Consider the following 18,977-nt stretch of genomic DNA (forward strand, 5'->3'; position numbering starts at 1 on the left):
CTAGGATACGCGCCGATGCCCCGGGGCGGAGTTGTCCATGCAATTCGCAGCGTTCCAGGATCTCGCGGTCGACGCAGCTTTTCAGTCATTCGCTGAGCCGCTGAGGACGCCGCTGCTCCGGCTGCGTCAGCTTATCCTCGACACAGGCGCCCGGACGACCGGGCTCGGCGGACTCGTCGAAACCCTGAAATGGGGCGAGCCTGCCTATTTCCCTGTGAAACAGCGTGTGGGGACGACCGTAAGGGTCGCTGCGTTGAAGGGATCGAGCAAGCACTACGCGATGTATGTCCATTGCCAGACGACACTGGTCGAGACCTTCGCGCGTCACTACCCCGACACCTTTCGCTTCGAAGGCAGCCGCGCCCTCGTCTTCCGGGAGGAGGAGGAGATTCCTGTCGGGCCGCTCGAACACTGCATCGGGCTCGCGCTGACCTACCATCGCTGGCGCTAGGGCTGGGCGCGATAGGCACTCGGACTGGCCCCCATCACCTGCCGGAAGCGGCGATTGAAGGTCGAGAGATCGCCGAAGCCTGCATCGAACGCGATGTTCGCGATCGTCAGGTCGGACCGGCGAAGCATCGTTGCGGCACGGTGCATCCGTGTCCGCAGCAGGAACTGATGCGGCGTCATGCCGATGAGCGTCCGGAAAGTTCGCAGAAAATGATAGCGGCTCATCGCCGCCTCGCGGGCGAGACCGGCGAGCGTCAACGGCTGCTCGCTTTCAGCTTCTATCAGCCGCAATGCTCTGGTGACCCGGCGCGCGTCCTGGGCGCTGGGGGCGACTGCCGCCGGGGGCTCGCCATTCTGCAGGGCTGCGACAGCGCCAGCAAGCCGAACCGCGATCTCCTCGAGCTGGTTTGCATCGCAGCGCGCGGCCTCCGCTACTGCCGCGAGCCGGGACGATGCCAGCGACGGTGGCAGGCAGGCCCGCGCAAATTCGAACCGCTTGGCTGCCGGCACGCCGGCTACGATGTCTTCCAGGTGTTCGGGCTCGAACTGGAAGGCGAGGCAGCGATCGCCGATAGCGTGTTCGTGGCCGCATTCGAAGCACGTGCCTCGATTTCCGAGCAGGATCGCGCCCGGCGCGAGCACGGCGGTTCCGAGTGAAGAGCGATACTGAAAGCTGCCCGCGGTGACGACAGCGATGCAGCAATGCTCATGCCGTTCCTCGAAGGCAGGATCGGACGGGCCCGCAGTGCAGACGATGTCACGCACCCGCCAGCCCGGGCCGGATGCCAGAAGTTGCGACGTCGCGGTCATCTTAATTCAGCAATTTTTCCCAAGCGCAAAGCGGTGAGAGCAGCCTAACTCGGGGCACATTGCACAGCACTGGAGCCTGAACATGGCAGTGGCCATCACCGCTTTGAAGGAGGTACTCCATGCCGACGGGCCCGCTCCCGATCGGGTCGAGCAGATGGGTCTCTACAGCTGGCTCATCGGGGCATGGGCGATGGATGCCGTGATGCATGCCGATGATGGCACTCGGCACGAAGGCAAGGGTGAGATCTGTTTCGGTTGGGTGCTGGGCGGACGGGCGATCCAGGATGTCTGGATCCTGCCCGGCTTCTTCCACGGCACGACGCTGAGGGTCTACGACCCCGCGCTCGACGCCTGGCATATCCTCTGGAGCGACCCGCTCAAGCAGTATTACACGCGTCAGCTCGGTCGGTCCGAGGGGCCAGATATCGTCCAGCACGGCAAGCTGGAGGACGGCACGGCGATCCGGTGGCGCTTTACCGAGATCACACCGAACGCTTTCCGCTGGCTCGGAGACCTTTCATCCGATGACGGAAAGACCTGGCGCCTGCAGGCCGATTTCCGCGCCCGGCGCCTCGCCACCTGAAGCCCCCTGAGGAGAACCACCATGCTTGACCATGTCTCGATTGGCGTTCGCGAGATCGCTCGCGCAAAGCGCTTCTACGACGCGTCGCTCAGTGCCCTCGGCTACCGCTGCCTGAGCCATGACGACAATTCGCTGGGCTATGGCGGCGATGCGGTCGCATTCTGGATCGGCAGGGCCCAGGCTCCTGTCCCGCCGGATCCGGGCTCGAACCTGCACTTCTGCTTCGCGGCCCCCAGTCGGGCGAGCGTCGACGCCTTTCATGCGGCAGCGATGAAGGCGGGCGGCAAGGACAATGGCGTGCCAGGGCTGCGGGCGGATTACGGGCCGAACTATTACGCGGCCTTCGCAATCGATCCCGACGGCTATCGGATCGAGGCCTATTGTGGGCAGCCGGATGGCTGATGGATCACGGCGCCTGCCAGGGCGCTACCGCCTCCTTCAGTGCGTCGTGGGAAGATTCCGCGCGGACCATTCGCTGCGGGGAACCGCATCGCCGACCAGGAACTCGAAACCGGCAACCTTGCTGCGATCGGGCGTGGTCTCGCATCTGAACCTGAGCCTGTACCATTGCTGCTTGCTGCGGAAGGCGGCGCCGTCGGCCTGCAGCATTCCCGCCGAGAATCTGGTGTCCGCCATGGCGTAGGCGACAACCCTGTCCGGCTGGAACTCTGCTTTCCATGCCTGGATCTGGCTCATCGCTTCGAGGTTGCATAATTGCTCGATGCGCTCTGAGGGATCCAGCTGGGTCAGGGCTTCCCGCGCCTGCCGGCTGCGCGGTTCGGCAAGGACCTTGCCGGATAGCGTTCGTCTTGCTCGGATCATGACGGGCGCCGCAACGACAGGAGGGGTATTGGGCCGGGGCTGCGGAGGAGACTGCGGCGCTGCGGCAGTGATCTCTGGCGGTGCAGGCTTCGGAGCCTCGGGAACGGGCTCCTGCTGCCTTGGTTCGGCCACGGCTTCGGCCTGTTGCTGCGTGACCAACTCGACCTCGATGCTGTCCTCCGGGGCCGGTGTCAACGGCTCGATACTGGGGAGCCAGATCAAAGCCCCCAAAAGACCGACATGCAGACCGAGCGAGCCGATGGCGCCATGGGCTTGCGATCCGTGACGCGGATGTCGGAAGAACCTCATGGATCACAGCGCTGCCGCGATGAAGAACGCACTCAACCGCGGGCCCCTCCGCGTGCTGTTCGGGCGGCTGCAGAAGTCGCAATCAATCGGGCGCTTTTGCGGCAGCGGCTCGATTGTCGGACGGGATATCGCATCCGGCGGGATGATCTGATCGTCCGTGTTTGCATTGGCCTTCCCGAAAGCCGAAATCCAGCCTTCGGGCCGATGCTCTAGCGTCTGCTGACCGCAACGGCGCCGGCGACGATCAAGACGGCGCCCGCATAGGTGGTCCAGAGCGGAATTTCGCCGAAGAAGGCAAACCCGAGCAGGCTCGCCCAGACAAGCGCCGTGTACTCGATTGGCGCGAGCCGCGACGCGGCTGCGCGAGCAAAGGCGGAGGTCAGCATGAGATGGCCGGCGACGCCGAGCAGGCCGGCGCTGAGATAGGCAAGCAGGTCCTTGCCGGTCATGGGCACGAAGGCGAGCCAGGCAGGAATGGCGAGGCAGAGCGCCGGCCCGCAATTCTGGAAGGCGACGATGACGGCCGGATGTTCCTTCACGGCGATCCGTCGCAGCAGGATCAGATTGAACGCATAGGACACTGCTGAGAACAGGGCTGCGGCGACGCCGAGCTCCGCTCCGGTGACGCCGCCCTGCAGCCTGGGCCAGACCATGACGAGCATGCCGAGCAGGCCGAAGCCGAGGGCCTGGAGAATGCGCCCGTCGAGCCGTTCCTTGAGCAAAAATCCGCCGAGCAGGGCGACGAAGACCGGCGCGAGGAAGGACAGGGTAAGCGCCTCCGCCAGAGGCAGCACCGAGATGGAATAGAAAAAGCTGCCGGCGGTGAGCACGACGAGCGGCACGCGCACGACATTGCCGATCAGGCTGCTGCGGGTCGGGAAGGCCGGGCGCACCGCCGCAAGCACGATGAGGGCGCAAAGGCCGCCTGCGGCAAAGCGCATGAACAGGGCGACGATGAAGGGATGGTGCTGCATCTGCGCCTTGATCACCGCGTCCATTGCGGTGAGCAGGGCGATGCCGAAGACGGCTCGGAGCGCTGTGCCTGCGGTCATTCCGGTTGGCCGGTGAGGCGCTTGCGGAAATGATACTCCCAGCTGAAGGAGATATCGCCGAGATAGCGCTGCCCCGGCCAGCGGACGAAGCCGAGCTTCTCGTAGAAGCGATGGCCGCGTGCAAAGCGCGCGTCGGACCACAGGATCATCTCTGCATGGTTGCCGGCTTCCGCGAAGCGCAGCGCCTCTGCAAAGAGCACCTGCGCAAGGCCGGCGCCGCGCCAGGCGGGAGAAACGTAGACCTTCGCAAGCTCGGCGGCATTCTGTTCGGGAACTGGAAAGATGCCGAGCGACCCGGCGATCCCGCCATCAGGCGCCTCTGCGATCCAGAGCCGGCCGCCCTTGGCCGCGAAATGGCTCGCCGGCCTCCGCAACTCCGGAAACTCCGACCAGTCGAAATGGCAATCGGGATATTCGGCGAAGCTCGCGGCGATCAGGGCGGCGAGCGGTTCTGAATCATCGTCGCGCGCGGCGCGAAGCGGCGGGAGGCTTGCGGTCATGCCGCAGCGATGCAGGCCAATCCGGATTGGCGCAAGGGGGATGCGCAACCGCTGCGCGCATGCCGTTCAGCTCAGCAATGCACATGCCGCATCGGCAGTCAGTTTCGGCGCTGCTGCGCCGGTCGCTCGGCACCCGCGGAATCCGGAACGCGAATGGCCAGATATTCGACGCGCTTCCGCTTGGAAATGCACGAGCGGACGGTTAGGGCAGTTGTATATCGATGATGTGGTTGCCGTGTGAGTCGCGCGGCAGCTTCGTGCTGGCGCCATGACCGGGATCATATGACTGTTCTCGTGCCCTTCATCATCAATGCCGGGCTGAATTTCGTCCTCGGTCTGCTCATCGCCTATTTTCTCGGGCCCGCGGCTTTTGGACTCTACGCCATTGGCGCGGCCATCGTCGTGCTGGTGAACACCGCGCTGCTCGACTGGCTGAGGGTCTCCGCGATCCGCTTCTACTCCTTGGCGGCACGCGAGAAGCAGCCGGAGATCCGCGCGACACTGGATATCCTGGCGGCCGGCATCAGCATTGCCCTGTCCGGCCTGCTGATCGCGGCGATCGTGGCAGGCATCGATTTCCGCCTGCCGGCGATGCTGCTTGCGGCTGCCGTGCTCGGCGGCATCGGGGCTGGGCTGTTCGACTATCATGGCGCGATTGCGCGGGCCCGCTTCCTCGACGCCGCCTATGCCAAGCTGATCATCGTCAAGAACGTTCTGGCGCTGATCCTGATGGTTGGCGGAGCCTGGATCACGCATGATCCCGCCATTGTTCTGCTTGGCGGCCTGATCAGCGTGGTGGTGGCGCTGCTTCTCGTCCGGCGGGCGCTGGCCGATGCGCCGCTTTCGCTGTCGGCGGCCGACAAGGCCGTCGCCTGGAGCTTCTTCATCTATTCCCTGCCGCTGATCGGCAGCAATGCGGTCTACTCGCTGATCCCGCTGATCAACCGCTCCCTGCTCGCCGGCGCCCATGGCTTTGCCGAGGCCGGCTATTTCTCCCTGGCCTCGGATATGGGGCTGAAGCTCTTCGGCACGCTCGCCTCGACCCTGGAGATCGTGCTCCTGCGAGAGGTCATTCGCCTCGACGAGACGCGCGGGCGACGGGCGGCACTGCGTCGTATCGCGGAGAACGTCGTCGTGGTCTTGATGGTGGCGCTCCCCGCAGCCGCCGGACTCTGGCTTGTCCTGCCCGCCTTTGAACGGATTCTGGTTCCGCCGAGCTTTCACGGTCATTTCTCGGCCTATATGTCGATCCTGATCCCCGGGTTCGTGGCTTTGACGATCTCGCAGGCGGCCTTCATCCCGGTCTTTCTCCTGGACAAGCGCACCCGCATCGCGCCCATGGCAACGGGCCTCGGCCTGGCCTGCAATCTGCTGCTGGTGCTCACTCCCCTCGGAGCGGCGGGACCGCAGCGTTACGCCTATGCGCAGGCAAGTGCTTTCATTGTCGCGCTCGGGGTGACTGCGGCTGCGGCACTCCGTTCGCTGCCGGTCTGGCCGCCGCTGCGAGATTGCGCCTGCGTGCTCCTCGCCGTGCTGTCGATGGTTGCTGCAACCTGGCCGCTGTCCGGCCGTTTCGCGGCCCCCATCGAACTCGTGCTCCAAGTCGGCGTGGGGGCGCTCGTCTATGCGGTTGTCATCCTGGGTTGCGACGTGATGCGGAGCCGCTCCCGGCTTTCCTTGTGGTGGGTCATGCGCAAAAGCCGCGCGGCCCGATGAGATGGCAAGGTTTGCCCGATAGCCCGGCGCCGGCCGAAGAGCTCTGCACGGTCACCCGAAACGCTTCGTTCACTCTCTCTCTAGGCGGGTTGCTAAGGTTAATTCGCTGAAGTCACGCGATTGCTGGCGGAAACGCTGACGAAGCGGCAGCGATTCACCATTCCTTTGAGGGCGGCTCCCCAGGCTCTTCGCAGCTTGCTGAAGAGAGTTGCGTCATGCGTCCCGTCCTGTTCGTTCCGCTCGCGATCCTGTCCGGGATGTGCGCCACCAACGGCCCCGTCTCCGCGCAGAGCTACGGGCGCCCAGCCGATCCTCTGGTGACCGGCTCTACCGCGCGTGGCAACTACGGTGGCGGCTTCATCGAGATGCTGATGACCGGTCGGGACCCGACGCCCCAGGGCCGGGGCGGGGCGGTCTATAATCGGCCGGGCGGCTACTCCGCCTATGGCCAGCGCGTCGTACCCGGGCAGGGCTATGGCGCCGATCCGTTCGAGCAGGCATCCGAGCCGCGGGCTCCGGGGCGCCGCATGGCCGCGCTCGGTGAGCCCATGCAGATGCAACGGCCGATCGAGCGCGTGCTCGATCCGCGTTTCCAGAAGCAGGAAGTCGCCTATGACGGCCCGCACAAACCGGGCACCATCGTCATCGACACGCCGCGGAAGTTTCTTTTTCTCGTCCAGCCTGGTGGCCGCGCCTTGCGCTATGGCATCGGCGTTGGGCGACCAGGTTTCGAATGGGCTGGCATGAAGGCTGTGACGCGCAAGGCGGAATGGCCGAGCTGGACGCCGCCGGCCGAGATGCTGAAACGCCGCCCGGATCTGCCGCGCTTCATGTCCGGCGGGCCCGAGAATCCGATGGGCGCGCGCGCGCTCTATCTCGGGTCGTCGCTCTATCGCATCCACGGCACGAACGAGCCGCACACGATCGGTCAAGCCGTTTCCTCGGGGTGCATCCGGATGACCAATGACGATGTGACGGACCTCTATGGCCGGGTGCGGGTCGGCGCAAAGGTGCTGGTGATCTGAGGCGGCGCACCACCTGCGCAGCCGTCACGAACTGCCGATGAAAATGCCGGTCGCAAGGACCAGCAGGCCACCGAGCACGATCTGGACGATCGCCGATGTGAACGGCGTCTCCATATAGCGCCAGCGGACCCAGGCGATCACGATCAACTCGATCGCCACGATGATGCCGGCGATGGCCGTGGCGGTCCAGAAATCGGGGATGAGGTAGGGCAGGGTATGGCCGAGCCCGCCGACCGTGGTCGCGACGCCGCAGGCAGCACCACGCACCCAGGGATGCCCCCGTCCCGTGATGGTCCCGTCATCCGAGAGAGCTTCGGTGAGGCCCATGCTGATGCCCGCGCCGACCGATGCGGCGAGGCCGACCTGGAAGGCATTCCAGGAATCATGGGTCGCGAAGGCGGCCGCGAATATCGGCGCGAGCGTCGAAACCGAACCGTCGATCAATCCGGCAAGCCCTGGCTGAACGATCTGCAGCACGAACAGGCGATGACGGGTCTGGTCTTCCTCGGCGGTCGCATCCGAGGTCAGGATGGTTTCGCCGAGGCGCTGCGCCAGGCTTTGATGCGATTTCTCGGCTTCGGAAAGGTCAGCCAGCAGTTTGCGCGTCTCGACGTCATGCGCCCGTTGCGCTGCACGAGCGTAGAAGCCCGAGGCTTCCTCTTCCATCAGCGCCGCTTGCGTCCGGGCGGTGTCGAGTCGCAGCCCGTCCATCAGCCAGACCGGGTTGCGCTTCAGGAACCCCTTCACATCCTGGCGGGTGATGTAGGGCAGTTCCTTGCCGAAGCGCCGCTCATAGAGCGAAAGTAGGCTGTGGCGATGACTTTGCTCTTCCGCCGCCATCTCGTCGAAGACCTCGGCGGAATGCGGGTAGATCGGCCGAAGGCGATTGGCGAGGGAAAGGTAGATTCGGGAATCCTCTTCCTCATTGGCGATCGCGAGCGCGAGGATCTCGGCCTCGTCCAGATCGTCGATGCGTTTCATGATCACCTCTTAGATTAGAATTATTCTAATCTAAGAGGTGCGCGCCGGGTTGGGAAGGCCCCCAACGAAAACGGCCCGCCGGAGGGCGAGCCGTTGTTGGTACGGGTGGACGCAGCCGGAATCAGGCCCAGTCGCCGCCATCATCGATGGGGTCGTCGTCCTGGCCGGGTTCATAGGGCTCGTCGTAGCTGGCCTGATCGTAGGTTGCCTGGTCGGAAGCACCCTGATCATAGGCCGCCTGCTGGTTGTCGGCGGTGCCGGCATCCTTTTCAGCCGTATCGGCCGGTTTGCTGGCGTCGGCCGCCTTGCTGGCATCTGCCGTCTCCGCGGCTTTTGCCTCGCCGCCCTTGCCGCCGCCAAAGGCGTTGGTCAGGACATTGCCGAGCATCATGCCGCCAGCGACGCCGGCTGCCGTCGTCAGCGCTGAGGCCATAAAGCCACCGCCACGTCCGGGCGCCTGGGCCTGCTGGTTCGCCCAGGGGCCTGCCTGCTGCTGGCCTTGCGGGCCGCCGAAAGCCTGACCGGGGGCTGGCTGCTGCTGCGGTTGCTGACCGGTCCAGGCGGCCGATGGGGCCTGCCCTGCCGGGCGCGCCGGGAAGGCCGGCACGGAACCGCTGCGTGCCGGGGCGTCAGCTGGCCGAGATGCGCCGCCGAAGATGCCCGACAGGAAGCCGCCGGCTTGCGCCGGAGCCTCGCTCGGTCGGCTCTGCAGGTCACGAACCTGCGCCTGCAGTTCCTCGACCTGGGCCTGAAGGTTGGTCAGCGCCTGTTCCTGAACGTAGACGGCCTGCGCCATGGCATAGGGCGCATAGGGCTGCTCGCGCAGGCGCTCCGCGATGTAGCGTTCAGCCTCGGGGTCGCGGGGCTGGTTGGCCGCCTGTCTCAGGCGATCGAAAATCCCGGCGATCACGTCGCGTTCTTGCGGCGTCATCGTCATCTCCTCTCGTTTGGACGGCGCGGGTGCGCCGCCGCGTCAAGAGGTGGGGGCTGCCTGTGACGCTATCAAGGCAGTGCGTCGATCAGGCATTGCCGACATTGCTGTACTGGAAGCCACGGCGGCGCATGTCGTCCGAGCGGTAGATATTGCGCAGATCGACAACGACGGGTTCGCGGAGCGCGGCCTTGACCGCGGCGAGATCGAGCGCGCGAAAAGCGTCCCATTCCGTCACGATGACCAGCGCATCTGCGCCCCTGATGCAGGAATAGGCGTCGCTCGCGTAGGAGATCCCGGGCAGCAGGGGCTTGGCCGCATCCATGCTTTCGGGATCATAGGCAACGATCTCGGCCCCGGCATCCTGTAGCGCGGTGATGATCGCGATCGAGGGCGCTTCGCGCATGTCGTCGGTGTTCGGCTTGAAGGCGAGGCCAAGGATGGCGATTCGCTTGCCGCGCACCGAACCACCGCAAGCGGCGAGCACCTTGCGGGCCATGGCGCGCTTGCGCTGGTCATTGACGGCGACGACGGTCTCGACGATCCGCAGCGGAGCAGCGAGGTCCTGCGCCGTCTTCATCAAGGCCAGCGTATCTTTCGGAAAGCAGGAGCCGCCATAGCCGGGGCCGGCGTGCAGGAACTTCGCGCCGATGCGATTGTCGAGGCCGATGCCGCGCGCGACCTCCTGGACATTCGCGCCGACGGCCTCGCAGAGGTCGGCCATTTCATTGATGAAGGTGATCTTGGTCGCGAGATAGGCGTTGGCGGCGTATTTGATCAGCTCGGAGGTTCGGCGCGAGGTGAAGAGAAGGGGCGCGGCATTGAGATAGAGCGGCCGGTAGATGTCCTCCATCACGGCGCGCCCGCGTGCATCGTCGGTGCCGATCACGATCCGGTCCGGACGCTTGAAGTCGCTGATCGCGGCGCCCTCGCGCAGGAATTCCGGGTTCGAGACCACAGCGAAATCGGCCTCCGGCCGGCTCTCCCGCATGATCCGCTCAACCTCGTCGCCGGTGCCGACCGGAACGGTCGACTTGGTGACGACGACGGTGAAGCCTTCAAGCTCGGCCACGACGTCGCGAGCGGCCTGATAGACATAGGAGAGGTCGGCGTGGCCGTCGCCACGCCTGGCCGGGGTACCGACTGCGATGAAGACCGCGTCGGCGCCGCGGACGGCACCGGCCAGCTCGGTCGTGAAGGAGAGGCGGCCTTCGCGCACATTCTTGGCGACGAGATCGTCCAGGCCGGGCTCGAAGATCGGGATCTCGCCGCGGTTGAGCGCCTCGATCTTGCGAGCGTCGGTGTCGACGCAGGTCACGACATGGCCGAAATCAGCGAAGCAGGCACCCGAGACCAGGCCAACATAGCCCGAACCGATCATCGTCACGCGCATGAGGTGTCGTCCTCTCTCGCGGGCCGGAGCGGGATTGATCCGGGCCTCTCGTATGCGGCAGCTGGAGCACGGCTCCCCGCCCTAGCACCGCCTATATCAATTTGTGGCGCTGGGAAATGAAGAGGCGCGCAACACCGAACCCTATGGGTTGGTGATGCGCGCCAATCTCTGGGCGATGACGGAGGGTGGCAATCAGCCTTCGATCGGCTCGGCCGGCTCGACACCTTCGGAGACGAATTCGTCGAAATTCTCGCCGGGCTCCGGCTTCAGCAGCGGGGTGCGGTTGAGGACCACGACGGTGGTGCCGGTGGGCACGCGGCTGTGCAGGTCGATGATATCCTGGTTGAACATGCGGATGCAGCCGCTCGAAACCGCCGTGCCGATGGTCCAGGGCTCCGAGGTGCCGTGGATGCGATAGAGCGTGTCGCGGTCACCCTGATAGAGATAGAGCGCGCGCGCGCCGAGCGGGTTCTCGAGGCCCGCGTCCATGCCGCCGGCCCAGGGGCGGTTCTTGGCAGGATCACGCGCGATCATCGCAGGGGTCGGGGTCCAGCGCGGCCAGGCTGCCTTGCGGGCAACGGTTGCGCGACCGCGCCAGGACATGCCCTGCTTGCCGACGCCGATGCCGTAGCGGATGGCACGGCCGTTCTCTCGGACCAGATAGAGATAGCGCTTGTTGGTATCGACGACGATCGTGCCGGGCCGCTCGCTGGTCGGATAGGCGACTTCCTGCCTCAGGAAGCGCGGGTCGACTTCGGTAATGTCGGTTTCAGGCAGAGGGAACTTCTCGTCGGGCATCTCGCCATACATGGCGAGTGCAGCCGCGCTCGGTCCGGCAGGTCTCGCGGCCTCGAGGGCTTGCTGGCGCGCGCCGACACAGGCTGCCAGCGATAGCGGCAACAGCAGCACCATCATGCGCTTGAAGAGGCGATGGCGGAGTGCGCCGGCGATCGAGTCGAAGGACATCAGTTTGGCTCGCGTATTCTTGGTCTTGCGGGACTAGCAACGGACGAGCGATCGCGCAGTTCCACCGTGTTCCACGTCTTCGCCCAATGGGGTTCAAGGCGGATGGCGTGGCCGTGGGGTGAACACAGTGCGGCGAAATTGTGTCTTCAGCTGGCTGTGCTGAATCCGCAACAGCTCGAGAACACCGGAAAATCGGCCGTGTTATCGGGCGATCAGGCGGATGCTTGGCAAAAACAGCGCCGAATCGCGCAAACCCCTGAAAACTGGGGACATCGCTGGCGGCTTGCTGTGTCCGCCCTGCAATGCCGGTGCAACCTAGCTTGGCGTCGACGCGGGCGCGACCAGGCCGAGCCTTTCGCGCTGCGACCAGCGCCACAGCATCAGCATCGCCACCACGGCAAGGCCGGTCGCCAGCCCGATCCAGATTCCGCTGCCGGCAAGTGGTGTCCAGAAGCCGAGAGCCGCCGAAAGCGGCAGCCCGATGCCCCAATAGCCCAGGCCGGCCAGGATCATCGGCACGCGCGTGTCGCGCAGGCCCCTGAGGATGCAGGAACCGACCACCTGTGCCCCATCGGCAATCTGGAAGATCGCTGCGAACAGGAGGAAGCGCATCGCGAGTTCGGCAACTGCCTGCGAACCCGGTTTGCTGGCATCAAGAAAGGGCGCGACCAGCAGGTGCGGAGCCAGCAGCATCACGAGCGCGGTCAGCGCCATGAAGGAGATCGCGAGCACGATCGCGGTGGTGCCGGCACGCGTGATGCCGTCGCGATCGCCGGCACCATAGGCGCGGCCGACACGCACGGTGCCGGCCTGGCCGATCCCCATCGGCACCATGAAGGTCAGGGACGCGATCTGAATGGCGATCGCATGCGCGGCCAGCGAGGTCGAGCCGATCAGCCCCATCAGGAAGGCGGCGCCGTTGAAGATCACGACCTCGAAGGCGAGCGTCAGGCCGATCGGGAAGCCGAGCCGCCAGAAGGCGCGATATCGCGGCCAGTCCGGTACCCAGAAGCGCCCGAAAAGATGAAATCGCCGGAAACGCCTGTCGACCGAAACGACAATGGCAAGTCCAAGGAACATCAGGGTCGAGGAGAGTGCGGTGGCGATCCCCGAACCCGGCAGACCGAGGGCCGGGAAGCCGAGCCGCCCGAACATCAGGCACCAGTTGGCAAAGACATTGAATGCGACGGCGAACAGCACGACCACGAAGGCCCAGAATGGCCGCTGCAAGGCCGCGACGAAGCCGCGCAGGACCAGATAGAAGAAGAACGGCAGCAGGCTCCATTGCAGGGTGTGGACATAGCTCGCGGCCGCCGCGGAAAGCGCTGGATCCTGCCCCATGGCGCGCAGGATCGCTTCGCCCTGCCACAGGAACAGCCACATCGGTCCAACCAGTGTCGCTGCCACCCAGAGACCCTGGCGCACGGTGCGGCGCACGTCGCGCACTGCATGGCGGTTGCGCCCGAGCTCGATCGAGATCATCGGCGCGACCGCTGCCATGACCCCGATGCCGAAAATCAGGACGGCCGTGTAGAGATTGGCTCCGAGCGCTCCGGCCGCGAGCGAGTCGGGGCCGAGATGTCCCATCATCACCACATCGGTTGCCGTCATCGCCGTCTGCGCCACATTGGTGAGCACCATGGGCCAGCTCAGGGCGAGCATGGCCCTGACTTCTGTGAGCCAGGGATGAGCGCGCGCAGTGGGGAGGGCCAGATCGGTCATGGGCCGTCGCTTCTAGCGCCCATTTTCTGTGCAGGACAGGGTCAGCCACGCTGGGCTTGCCCGCGCTCGGCGCGTGAGCGTGTGGGAGCGGCCCGCTGCGCGTTTTCGCGATCCGGCCCCTGCGCAAACGTCGCTACCGGCATTCGGCCATGGCGGCCATCATCACCGGCAAGAAGAAGACAGAGGAACCGTCAAGGATGTCAGATTTGAGAAACGCCGCCATGGCCGGCGACATCGTCGGCCTGGACGCTGTTGCGCTGTCGCACGCGATCCACGCGCGCAAGTTGTCCTGTGTCGAGGTGATGGGCGCCTATCTCGATCAGATCGAGCGGCATAACCCGACGGTCAATGCCCTGGTGGCCCTGCGCGACCGCTCCGATCTGCTGGGGGAAGCCGAGGCGTTGGATGGCGAATTGGCAGCAGGCCGGTCGCGTGGCTGGATGCACGGCTTCCCGCAGGCCATCAAGGACCTTGCCGCGGCCAAGGGGTTCGCGACGACGCAAGGCTCGCCGCTCTTCAAGGACGAGATCGCGCAAAGCGACGCCATTTTCGTCGAGCGCATGAAGGCGGCTGGCGCCATCATCATCGGCAAGAGCAATACGCCGGAATTCGGCCTGGGCTCGCAGACCTTCAATCCGGTCTTCGGGGCAACGCGCAACGCCTATGACCAGTCGAAGACCTCGGGGGGCTCGAGCGGTGGCGCTGCCGTTGCGCTTGCGATGCGCATGCTGCCGGTGGCCGATGGCAGCGACCATGCCGGCTCGCTGCGCAATCCGGCTGCCTTCAACAACGTGCTCGGCATGCGGCCGGGCTATGGCCGCGTGCCCTCGAGTGGCGACGAGGTCTTCATTCCGCAGATGGGCGTAGCTGGTCCCATGGCGCGCACGACCCGCGATCTTGCCGCGCTGCTCGCCGTGCAGTCGGGCTACGATTCGCGCGTTCCGCTCTCGATCCGCGAGGAGCCGGCCGCCTTCCTGGGCAATCTCAAGCGCGACATCGCCGGGCTCCGCATCGGCTGGCTTGGCGATCTCGGTGGGCACCTGCCTATGGAGGATGGCGTCTTGTCGCTTTGCCGCGAAGCCTTGAAGGCCTTCGAGGACATGGGGGCGCGGGTCGAGGAGGCGAGCCTCGGTTTCGACCCCGAAGCCGTCTGGCAGGCGTGGACGAGACTCAGGGCCTGGCAGGTCGGTGCGAGCCTGGCCCCCATCCATGCGGATCCGGCACGGCGCGACTTTCTCAAGCCCGAAGCGCGCCACGAGGTCGAGCAGGGCCTCAAGCTCTCGGCCTTCGACGTGATGAAGGCCTCCAATCTGCGCTCGTCCTGGTATCAGCATGTGCGCGGCCTGTTCGGACGCTATGACCTGCTTGTCCTGCCCAGTGCCCAGGTCTTTCCCTTTGCCGTCGAAACGCATTGGCCGCGCGAGATCGCGGGCCGCGCGATGGACACCTATCATCGCTGGATGGAGGTGGTGATCCCGGTGACGATGTCGGGCTGTCCGGCGATCAGTGTCCCGGTCGGCTTCAACGCTGCGGGCTTGCCCATGGGCATGCAACTCTGGGGGCCCAACCACGCGGAGCGTCTGCTGCTCGAGGCCGCGCAGGCCTATGAGGACGCAACCGGTTGGGTCGAGAAGCGCAAGCCGGCCTTGCTCGCCGGCTGAGCGGCCGGCATCGTTCATGCTTTATGCGTTAGCGGCCTGTGGCCGGCCTTTTGGGAGAGTTGGCGAATGAGCTCGAACCTGCGGATCGACGGGCCACGATTGGTCTCGAGGCTCGAAGCCTTGTCGAGGATCGGCGCGACGCCGGAAGGCGGTTGCCGGCGGCTCGCTCTCTCCGACGAGGACAAGCAGGGGCGTGACTGGCTCGTCGGGCAGATGCAGGCGCTCGGGCTCGACGTGAAGGTCGACGCGATCGGCAACGTCGTCGGAATCCTGAAGGGGCGAGAGGAGGGACCTGCCGTCATCCTCGGCTCCCATATCGACACGGTCGGCACCGGCGGGCGCTTCGATGGTGCGCTCGGCGTCATTGCCGGCCTCGAGGTGCTGGCGGCGTTGCGCGATGCAGGATTGCAGCCGAAGCGTGACATGGCGGTGATCGCCTTCACCAATGAAGAGGGCGCCCGATTTCATCCCGATATGCTCGGCTCCTATGTCTGGGCCGGCGGCATGAGCGTGGAAGCGGCCCATGCCGAGAAGGATGCCGAAGGGGCGGTGCTCGGCACCGAATTGAAGCGGATCGGCTATCACGGCCCGGCACGGCCCGGCTTCCTCAAGGCGCATTCCTATCTCGAACTCCATATCGAGCAGGGGCCGGTGCTCGAAGGCGAGGGCGGTGGGCTCGGCGCTGTCACCGGCATCCAGGCCATCACGTGGCTTGAGCTGACGCTGAAGGGCCGCCCGAGCCATGCCGGTACGACGCCGATGGCCTATCGCAGGGATCCCGGGCTGGCGGCTGCGCGCATCAACCTCTTCGCCAATGAGCTGACGGGCAAGATTCCGGGCCAGCTTGCCAATTCCGGCGTCATCCGCGTCGAGCCCGGCAACGTCAACGTGGTGCCGGAAAGCGTGGTCATGTCGCTCGACCTGCGCAATCCCAAGGACGCGCTCCTGACTGAGGCGGAGGCGGCCGTCCGGGCGTTCTGCGCGGAGCTTTCCGAGCGGGACGGCATCCAGATCGGCTTCCGCGATCTTGCCCGCTTTCCGGCGGTCGAATTCGCATCGGAGCTGATCTACGGCGTGGAGATGAGCGCAGCTGAACTCGGCCTGCCGATCCGCCGGATGATCTCGGGCGCGGGACACGACGCCCAGATGATGTCGCGCATCTGCCCGACGGCGATGATCTTCATCCCCTCGATCGGCGGCCTCTCGCATAACCCGGCGGAGCTCAGCACTGACGAGGACATGGTCGCCGGCGCCAATGTCCTGCTCAGTGCCGCCTGGCGCGTGGCGAATAACTGATCAAGCGCGGCGCGCGCCGCGAAAGACTTCTGCTCCCAGCCCTGGTCCTTCCTCCTCACGAGAGATGCCGATGACCGCAATCGCTTCCCTGTCTGCTGTCGCGCTGAACAAGCTCTACGCTGGGCGCAGCCTCTCGCCGGTCGAGGTCGCCAAGGACGCGCTCGACCGCATCGAGCGTTTCGAGCCCGACATCAACGCCTTCGTCGTGCGCGATGCCGAGGTCACGCTCGCCATGGCCGAGGCCTCGCAGGCACGCTGGCTCAAGGGCGCTCCGCTCGGTCCGCTCGACGGCGTGCCGGTCACGATCAAGGACAATATCGGCGTGAGGGGCTGGCCGATGCGCCGCGGCTCCGCGCTGGCCTCCGGCGCGCCCTGGCCGGAAGACGCTCCGGCTGCGGCGCGGTTGCGTGAGGCCGGGACCGTCTTCCTCGGCAAGACGACGATGCCGGAATATGGCTGGAAGGGGGTCGGCGACTCACCGTTCTCGGGCATCACGCGCAATCCCTGGGATGTCCGAACCGGGCCGGGCGGCTCCTCTTCCGGCGCGGCCTCATGCGCAGCGCTCAATCTCGGCTGCATCCATATCGGAACCGACGGTGCCGGATCAGTCCGAATCCCGGCGGCCTTCACCGGTGTCGTCGGCTTGAAGCCGACCTATGGCCGCGTGCCGGCCTATCCCGTTTCGACCATGGGTTTCCTCGCCCATCTCGGCCCGCTGACCCGCACCGTCGCAGACACGGCGCTCGCCATGAACGCGATCGGTCGGCCTGATGGCCGGGACATGACCGCGATGATCGAGCCCCCGCCGGACTACGTTGCGGGCCTTGCCGGTGGCGTGAAGGGCCTGCGCATCGCCTGGTCGCCGCGCCTTGGCGGCAACCATCTCGTCGACCCCGAGATCGCAGCGCTCGCCGCGGCGGCGGCGCTTGCGTTCCGTGAGCTGGGTGCGAGCGTCGAGGAGGTCGATCCCGGTTTCGACGATCCGCTTGAGACCTTGATGACATTGTGGTCGGCGGGGGCTGCCCTGGCCCTGCGCGGAGCGGGGCCGGAGAAGCGCGCGCAGATGGACCCGGGTCTCGTGGCCGTGGCCGAGGCTGGCGAGCAGATTCCGGGCTCGGCCTATGTCGACGCCCTGCTCAACCAGCGCAATGCGCTTGCGTGTCATATGACGCAGTTCCACGAGCGCTTCGATCTGCTGCTCACGCCGACTTTGCCCCTGCCGGCCTTCGAGGTCGGACGGAATGCCCCCGGCCACGGCGGATATGGCGATGACTGGACGCGCTGGACGCCATTCACCTACCCCTTCAACATCACCCAGGCACCGGCCATCTCCGTGCCCTGCGGCCTGACATCGGCCGGGTTGCCGGCGGGACTGCAGATCGTCGGGCCGTTCGGCCGGGATGCGCTGGTTCTGCGTGCGGCGGCGGCATTTGAGGCATTGCAGCCTTTCGCGCGTGTCGACGCGCCCGTCAGAGTGGCCTGAAGAGCGAAGCCGGGCCGGTCAGGGCCTGGGTTCGGACAGCCCCAGCAGATTGGCTTGTGCCACCCGTTCCCGTGTTGCCGGGCTGAGCTGGCGCAGGAAAGACTGCACGCTCTCGAATTTCATCCGCTCGCTCTCCAGCGAGCGATGGCTTGCGTCGGTTCCGATGATGAAGCGGCCGGGCATCGTCTCGATGAGCTCAAGCCATTCCGGCCAGACACTCCTGCCGTCTTGCAGGATCGTGTAGTCGGGGGACCGCGGGTGCCTTGGCCAGGTTCGCGCGCTCAGCTCGTAGTAGAGGTTGGGGTGCCGTTCGAGCATCCTGCGGGCCAGGAACAGCGGCGTGTAACCGCCATGGGCCCAGATCAGGTTCACATCGGGAAAGGCCTCGAGCAGCGATGTCAGTTCGCGCATCCGTGTCGATTCGACATGGACCAGGACAGGCACGCGGTATTTGCGCGCCAGGGCCATGATCCCGCTCATCATCGGGCCCGCCGGATCGTAGTTCGCCTCGGGAAACCCGGGCGACGGAAAATGCACTGCCGATATCTCGCCGATACCCTTGAACTGGCCGGTGGCCAGGAGACCGTCGAGCTCCTCGAGCAGCGCCAGGTCCTGATCCTCCCAGGCCTTTCGATGAGCCCTGCGCTCCGGAGAAATCGAGGCAAAGCCGATGAACAGGTCGGGACGGCGCTTGACGGCATCGGCAATCGACCCGTTGTCGCCGTTGCGCCCCCAGAACACGACGGCACGCTTCGCCCCGTAATGCCGCATCAGTTCGATCTGCATGGCCTCGTCGTTGAGATGGACATGCGCATCGACGAACGGCACCGTTTCGAGACTTGGTGCGGTGCTTTCCGGAGCGGCCGAGCTCTTCACCCGCTTCAGAACACGGGGCTGATCCTGACCCGATACGGTGGCGCCGAACGATAGCGCCAATGCGCAGCCCAGAACCAATATCCCCACTGCCAAGCGCATGGACCTGCCCAAAAAACCCGCGTCAACGCCCGAATGCCTAGCAGAACTCTGCGGGGCGACAGAAGGGGGGCGCGTCTGGCGCGCGGCGCGTGACGAGGCCTGAGCGGGCGCTTCGTCTTCGCCGGTCGGCGAGGACCTTTCGCGTGCTGGGAAAACGCTGTGATTAGGCCAGCTGCGCGCCGATCAAATCGATTTAGCCGACGTTGCGCAATTTTCTGCGGATTTATGCTCGATTGGCGCGGGTGCATGGCGTTGGGGGCCAACCGGTACCGTTTGGCACGGACTCTGCTAGCCTCCCAGCC

At 65.8% G+C, this 18,977-nt stretch carries 18 protein-coding genes; 8 read left to right on the forward strand and 10 right to left on the reverse strand.

Going from position 1 to position 18,977, the window contains the following annotated elements:
• The first annotated feature begins 37 nt into the window (after positions 1–37).
• The gene (locus AB4118_RS06945; RefSeq protein ID WP_441489050.1) at positions 38–451 is read left to right on the forward strand and encodes a DUF1801 domain-containing protein; all 414 of its coding nucleotides are present in this window, start codon (positions 38–40) and stop codon (positions 449–451) included.
• Here the strand turns inward: AB4118_RS06945 and AB4118_RS06950 are convergent.
• A complete protein-coding gene (locus AB4118_RS06950) occupies positions 448–1,260 on the reverse strand; it encodes a helix-turn-helix transcriptional regulator (protein ID WP_441489051.1) in 813 nt (270 codons plus the stop codon). The genes AB4118_RS06945 and AB4118_RS06950 overlap by 4 nt on opposite strands.
• Before the next feature lie 82 nt (positions 1,261–1,342).
• Between AB4118_RS06950 and AB4118_RS06955 the strand changes: the two genes are divergently transcribed.
• Entirely contained in the window at positions 1,343–1,843 is a 501-nt protein-coding gene (locus AB4118_RS06955) for a hypothetical protein (protein ID WP_441489052.1), read from the forward strand.
• Between the two features lie 21 nt (positions 1,844–1,864).
• On the forward strand, positions 1,865–2,245 hold the full coding sequence (locus AB4118_RS06960) for a VOC family protein (protein WP_441489053.1): 381 nt from the start codon (positions 1,865–1,867) through the stop codon (positions 2,243–2,245).
• A gap of 36 nt (positions 2,246–2,281) precedes the next feature.
• On the opposite strand, the gene AB4118_RS06965 is transcribed toward AB4118_RS06960, so the two are convergent.
• The 3 genes from AB4118_RS06965 to AB4118_RS06975 all read right to left on the reverse strand — a co-directional run bounded on the left by AB4118_RS06965 (position 2,282) and on the right by AB4118_RS06975 (position 4,526).
• On the reverse strand, positions 2,282–2,974 hold the full coding sequence (locus AB4118_RS06965; protein ID WP_441489054.1) for a DUF930 domain-containing protein: 693 nt from the start codon (positions 2,972–2,974) through the stop codon (positions 2,282–2,284).
• Between the two features lie 209 nt (positions 2,975–3,183).
• Complete coding sequence (locus tag AB4118_RS06970; protein ID WP_441489055.1) at positions 3,184–4,026, reverse strand: DMT family transporter; 843 nt, start codon at positions 4,024–4,026, stop codon at positions 3,184–3,186.
• Complete coding sequence (locus AB4118_RS06975; RefSeq protein WP_441489056.1) at positions 4,023–4,526, reverse strand: GNAT family N-acetyltransferase; 504 nt, start codon at positions 4,524–4,526, stop codon at positions 4,023–4,025. Before AB4118_RS06975 ends, AB4118_RS06970 begins: the two co-directional genes overlap by 4 nt.
• Before the next feature lie 282 nt (positions 4,527–4,808).
• Here AB4118_RS06975 and AB4118_RS06980 point away from each other — a divergent pair, with 282 nt between their 5' ends.
• Together AB4118_RS06980 and AB4118_RS06985 are read left to right on the forward strand one after the other, a co-directional pair.
• Positions 4,809–6,242 carry a lipopolysaccharide biosynthesis protein gene (locus AB4118_RS06980; RefSeq protein ID WP_441489057.1) on the forward strand — a complete coding sequence of 478 codons (1,434 nt, stop codon included), beginning with the start codon at positions 4,809–4,811 and terminating at the stop codon, positions 6,240–6,242.
• A 215-nt stretch (positions 6,243–6,457) separates the two neighbouring features.
• Positions 6,458–7,267, forward strand: coding sequence for a L,D-transpeptidase (locus AB4118_RS06985; RefSeq protein ID WP_441489058.1), 810 nt, complete (start codon positions 6,458–6,460; stop codon positions 7,265–7,267).
• Between the two features lie 24 nt (positions 7,268–7,291).
• Here the strand turns inward: AB4118_RS06985 and mbfA are convergent, their stop codons facing one another.
• From mbfA to AB4118_RS07010, 5 genes are all read right to left on the reverse strand, one after another.
• Positions 7,292–8,248, reverse strand: coding sequence for an iron exporter MbfA (gene mbfA, locus AB4118_RS06990; protein WP_441489059.1), 957 nt, complete (start codon positions 8,246–8,248; stop codon positions 7,292–7,294).
• Between the two features lie 121 nt (positions 8,249–8,369).
• Positions 8,370–9,179 carry a DUF2076 domain-containing protein gene (locus tag AB4118_RS06995; RefSeq protein ID WP_441489060.1) on the reverse strand — a complete coding sequence of 270 codons (810 nt, stop codon included), beginning with the start codon at positions 9,177–9,179 and terminating at the stop codon, positions 8,370–8,372.
• 88 nt (positions 9,180–9,267) lie between these two features.
• Positions 9,268–10,572, reverse strand: a complete 1,305-nt coding sequence (locus AB4118_RS07000) for a UDP-glucose dehydrogenase family protein (RefSeq protein ID WP_113515549.1) — start codon at positions 10,570–10,572, stop codon at positions 9,268–9,270.
• 192 nt (positions 10,573–10,764) lie between these two features.
• On the reverse strand, positions 10,765–11,538 hold the full coding sequence (locus tag AB4118_RS07005; RefSeq protein WP_441489061.1) for a L,D-transpeptidase: 774 nt from the start codon (positions 11,536–11,538) through the stop codon (positions 10,765–10,767).
• Positions 11,539–11,853: 315 nt separating this feature from the next.
• Positions 11,854–13,260 carry an MATE family efflux transporter gene (locus AB4118_RS07010; protein WP_441489062.1) on the reverse strand — a complete coding sequence of 469 codons (1,407 nt, stop codon included), beginning with the start codon at positions 13,258–13,260 and terminating at the stop codon, positions 11,854–11,856.
• Between the two features lie 197 nt (positions 13,261–13,457).
• Between AB4118_RS07010 and AB4118_RS07015 the strand changes: the two genes are divergently transcribed.
• From AB4118_RS07015 to AB4118_RS07025, 3 genes are all read left to right on the forward strand, one after another.
• Positions 13,458–14,921, forward strand: coding sequence for an amidase (locus AB4118_RS07015; RefSeq protein WP_441489063.1), 1,464 nt, complete (start codon positions 13,458–13,460; stop codon positions 14,919–14,921).
• A gap of 66 nt (positions 14,922–14,987) precedes the next feature.
• Positions 14,988–16,217 (forward strand): Zn-dependent hydrolase, encoded by a 1,230-nt coding sequence (locus AB4118_RS07020; protein WP_441489064.1) that lies wholly within the window; start codon positions 14,988–14,990, stop codon positions 16,215–16,217.
• 70 nt (positions 16,218–16,287) lie between these two features.
• Positions 16,288–17,700, forward strand: coding sequence for an amidase (locus tag AB4118_RS07025; RefSeq protein ID WP_441489065.1), 1,413 nt, complete (start codon positions 16,288–16,290; stop codon positions 17,698–17,700).
• A gap of 18 nt (positions 17,701–17,718) precedes the next feature.
• Here the strand turns inward: AB4118_RS07025 and AB4118_RS07030 are convergent, their stop codons facing one another.
• On the reverse strand, positions 17,719–18,675 hold the full coding sequence (locus tag AB4118_RS07030) for an amidohydrolase family protein (RefSeq protein WP_441489066.1): 957 nt from the start codon (positions 18,673–18,675) through the stop codon (positions 17,719–17,721).
• Between the last annotated feature and the right edge of the window lie 302 nt (positions 18,676–18,977).

It is taken from the genome of Allobosea sp. 2RAB26, assembly GCF_052115465.1.
In the GTDB taxonomy this organism is placed as follows: domain Bacteria; phylum Pseudomonadota; class Alphaproteobacteria; order Rhizobiales; family Beijerinckiaceae; genus Allobosea.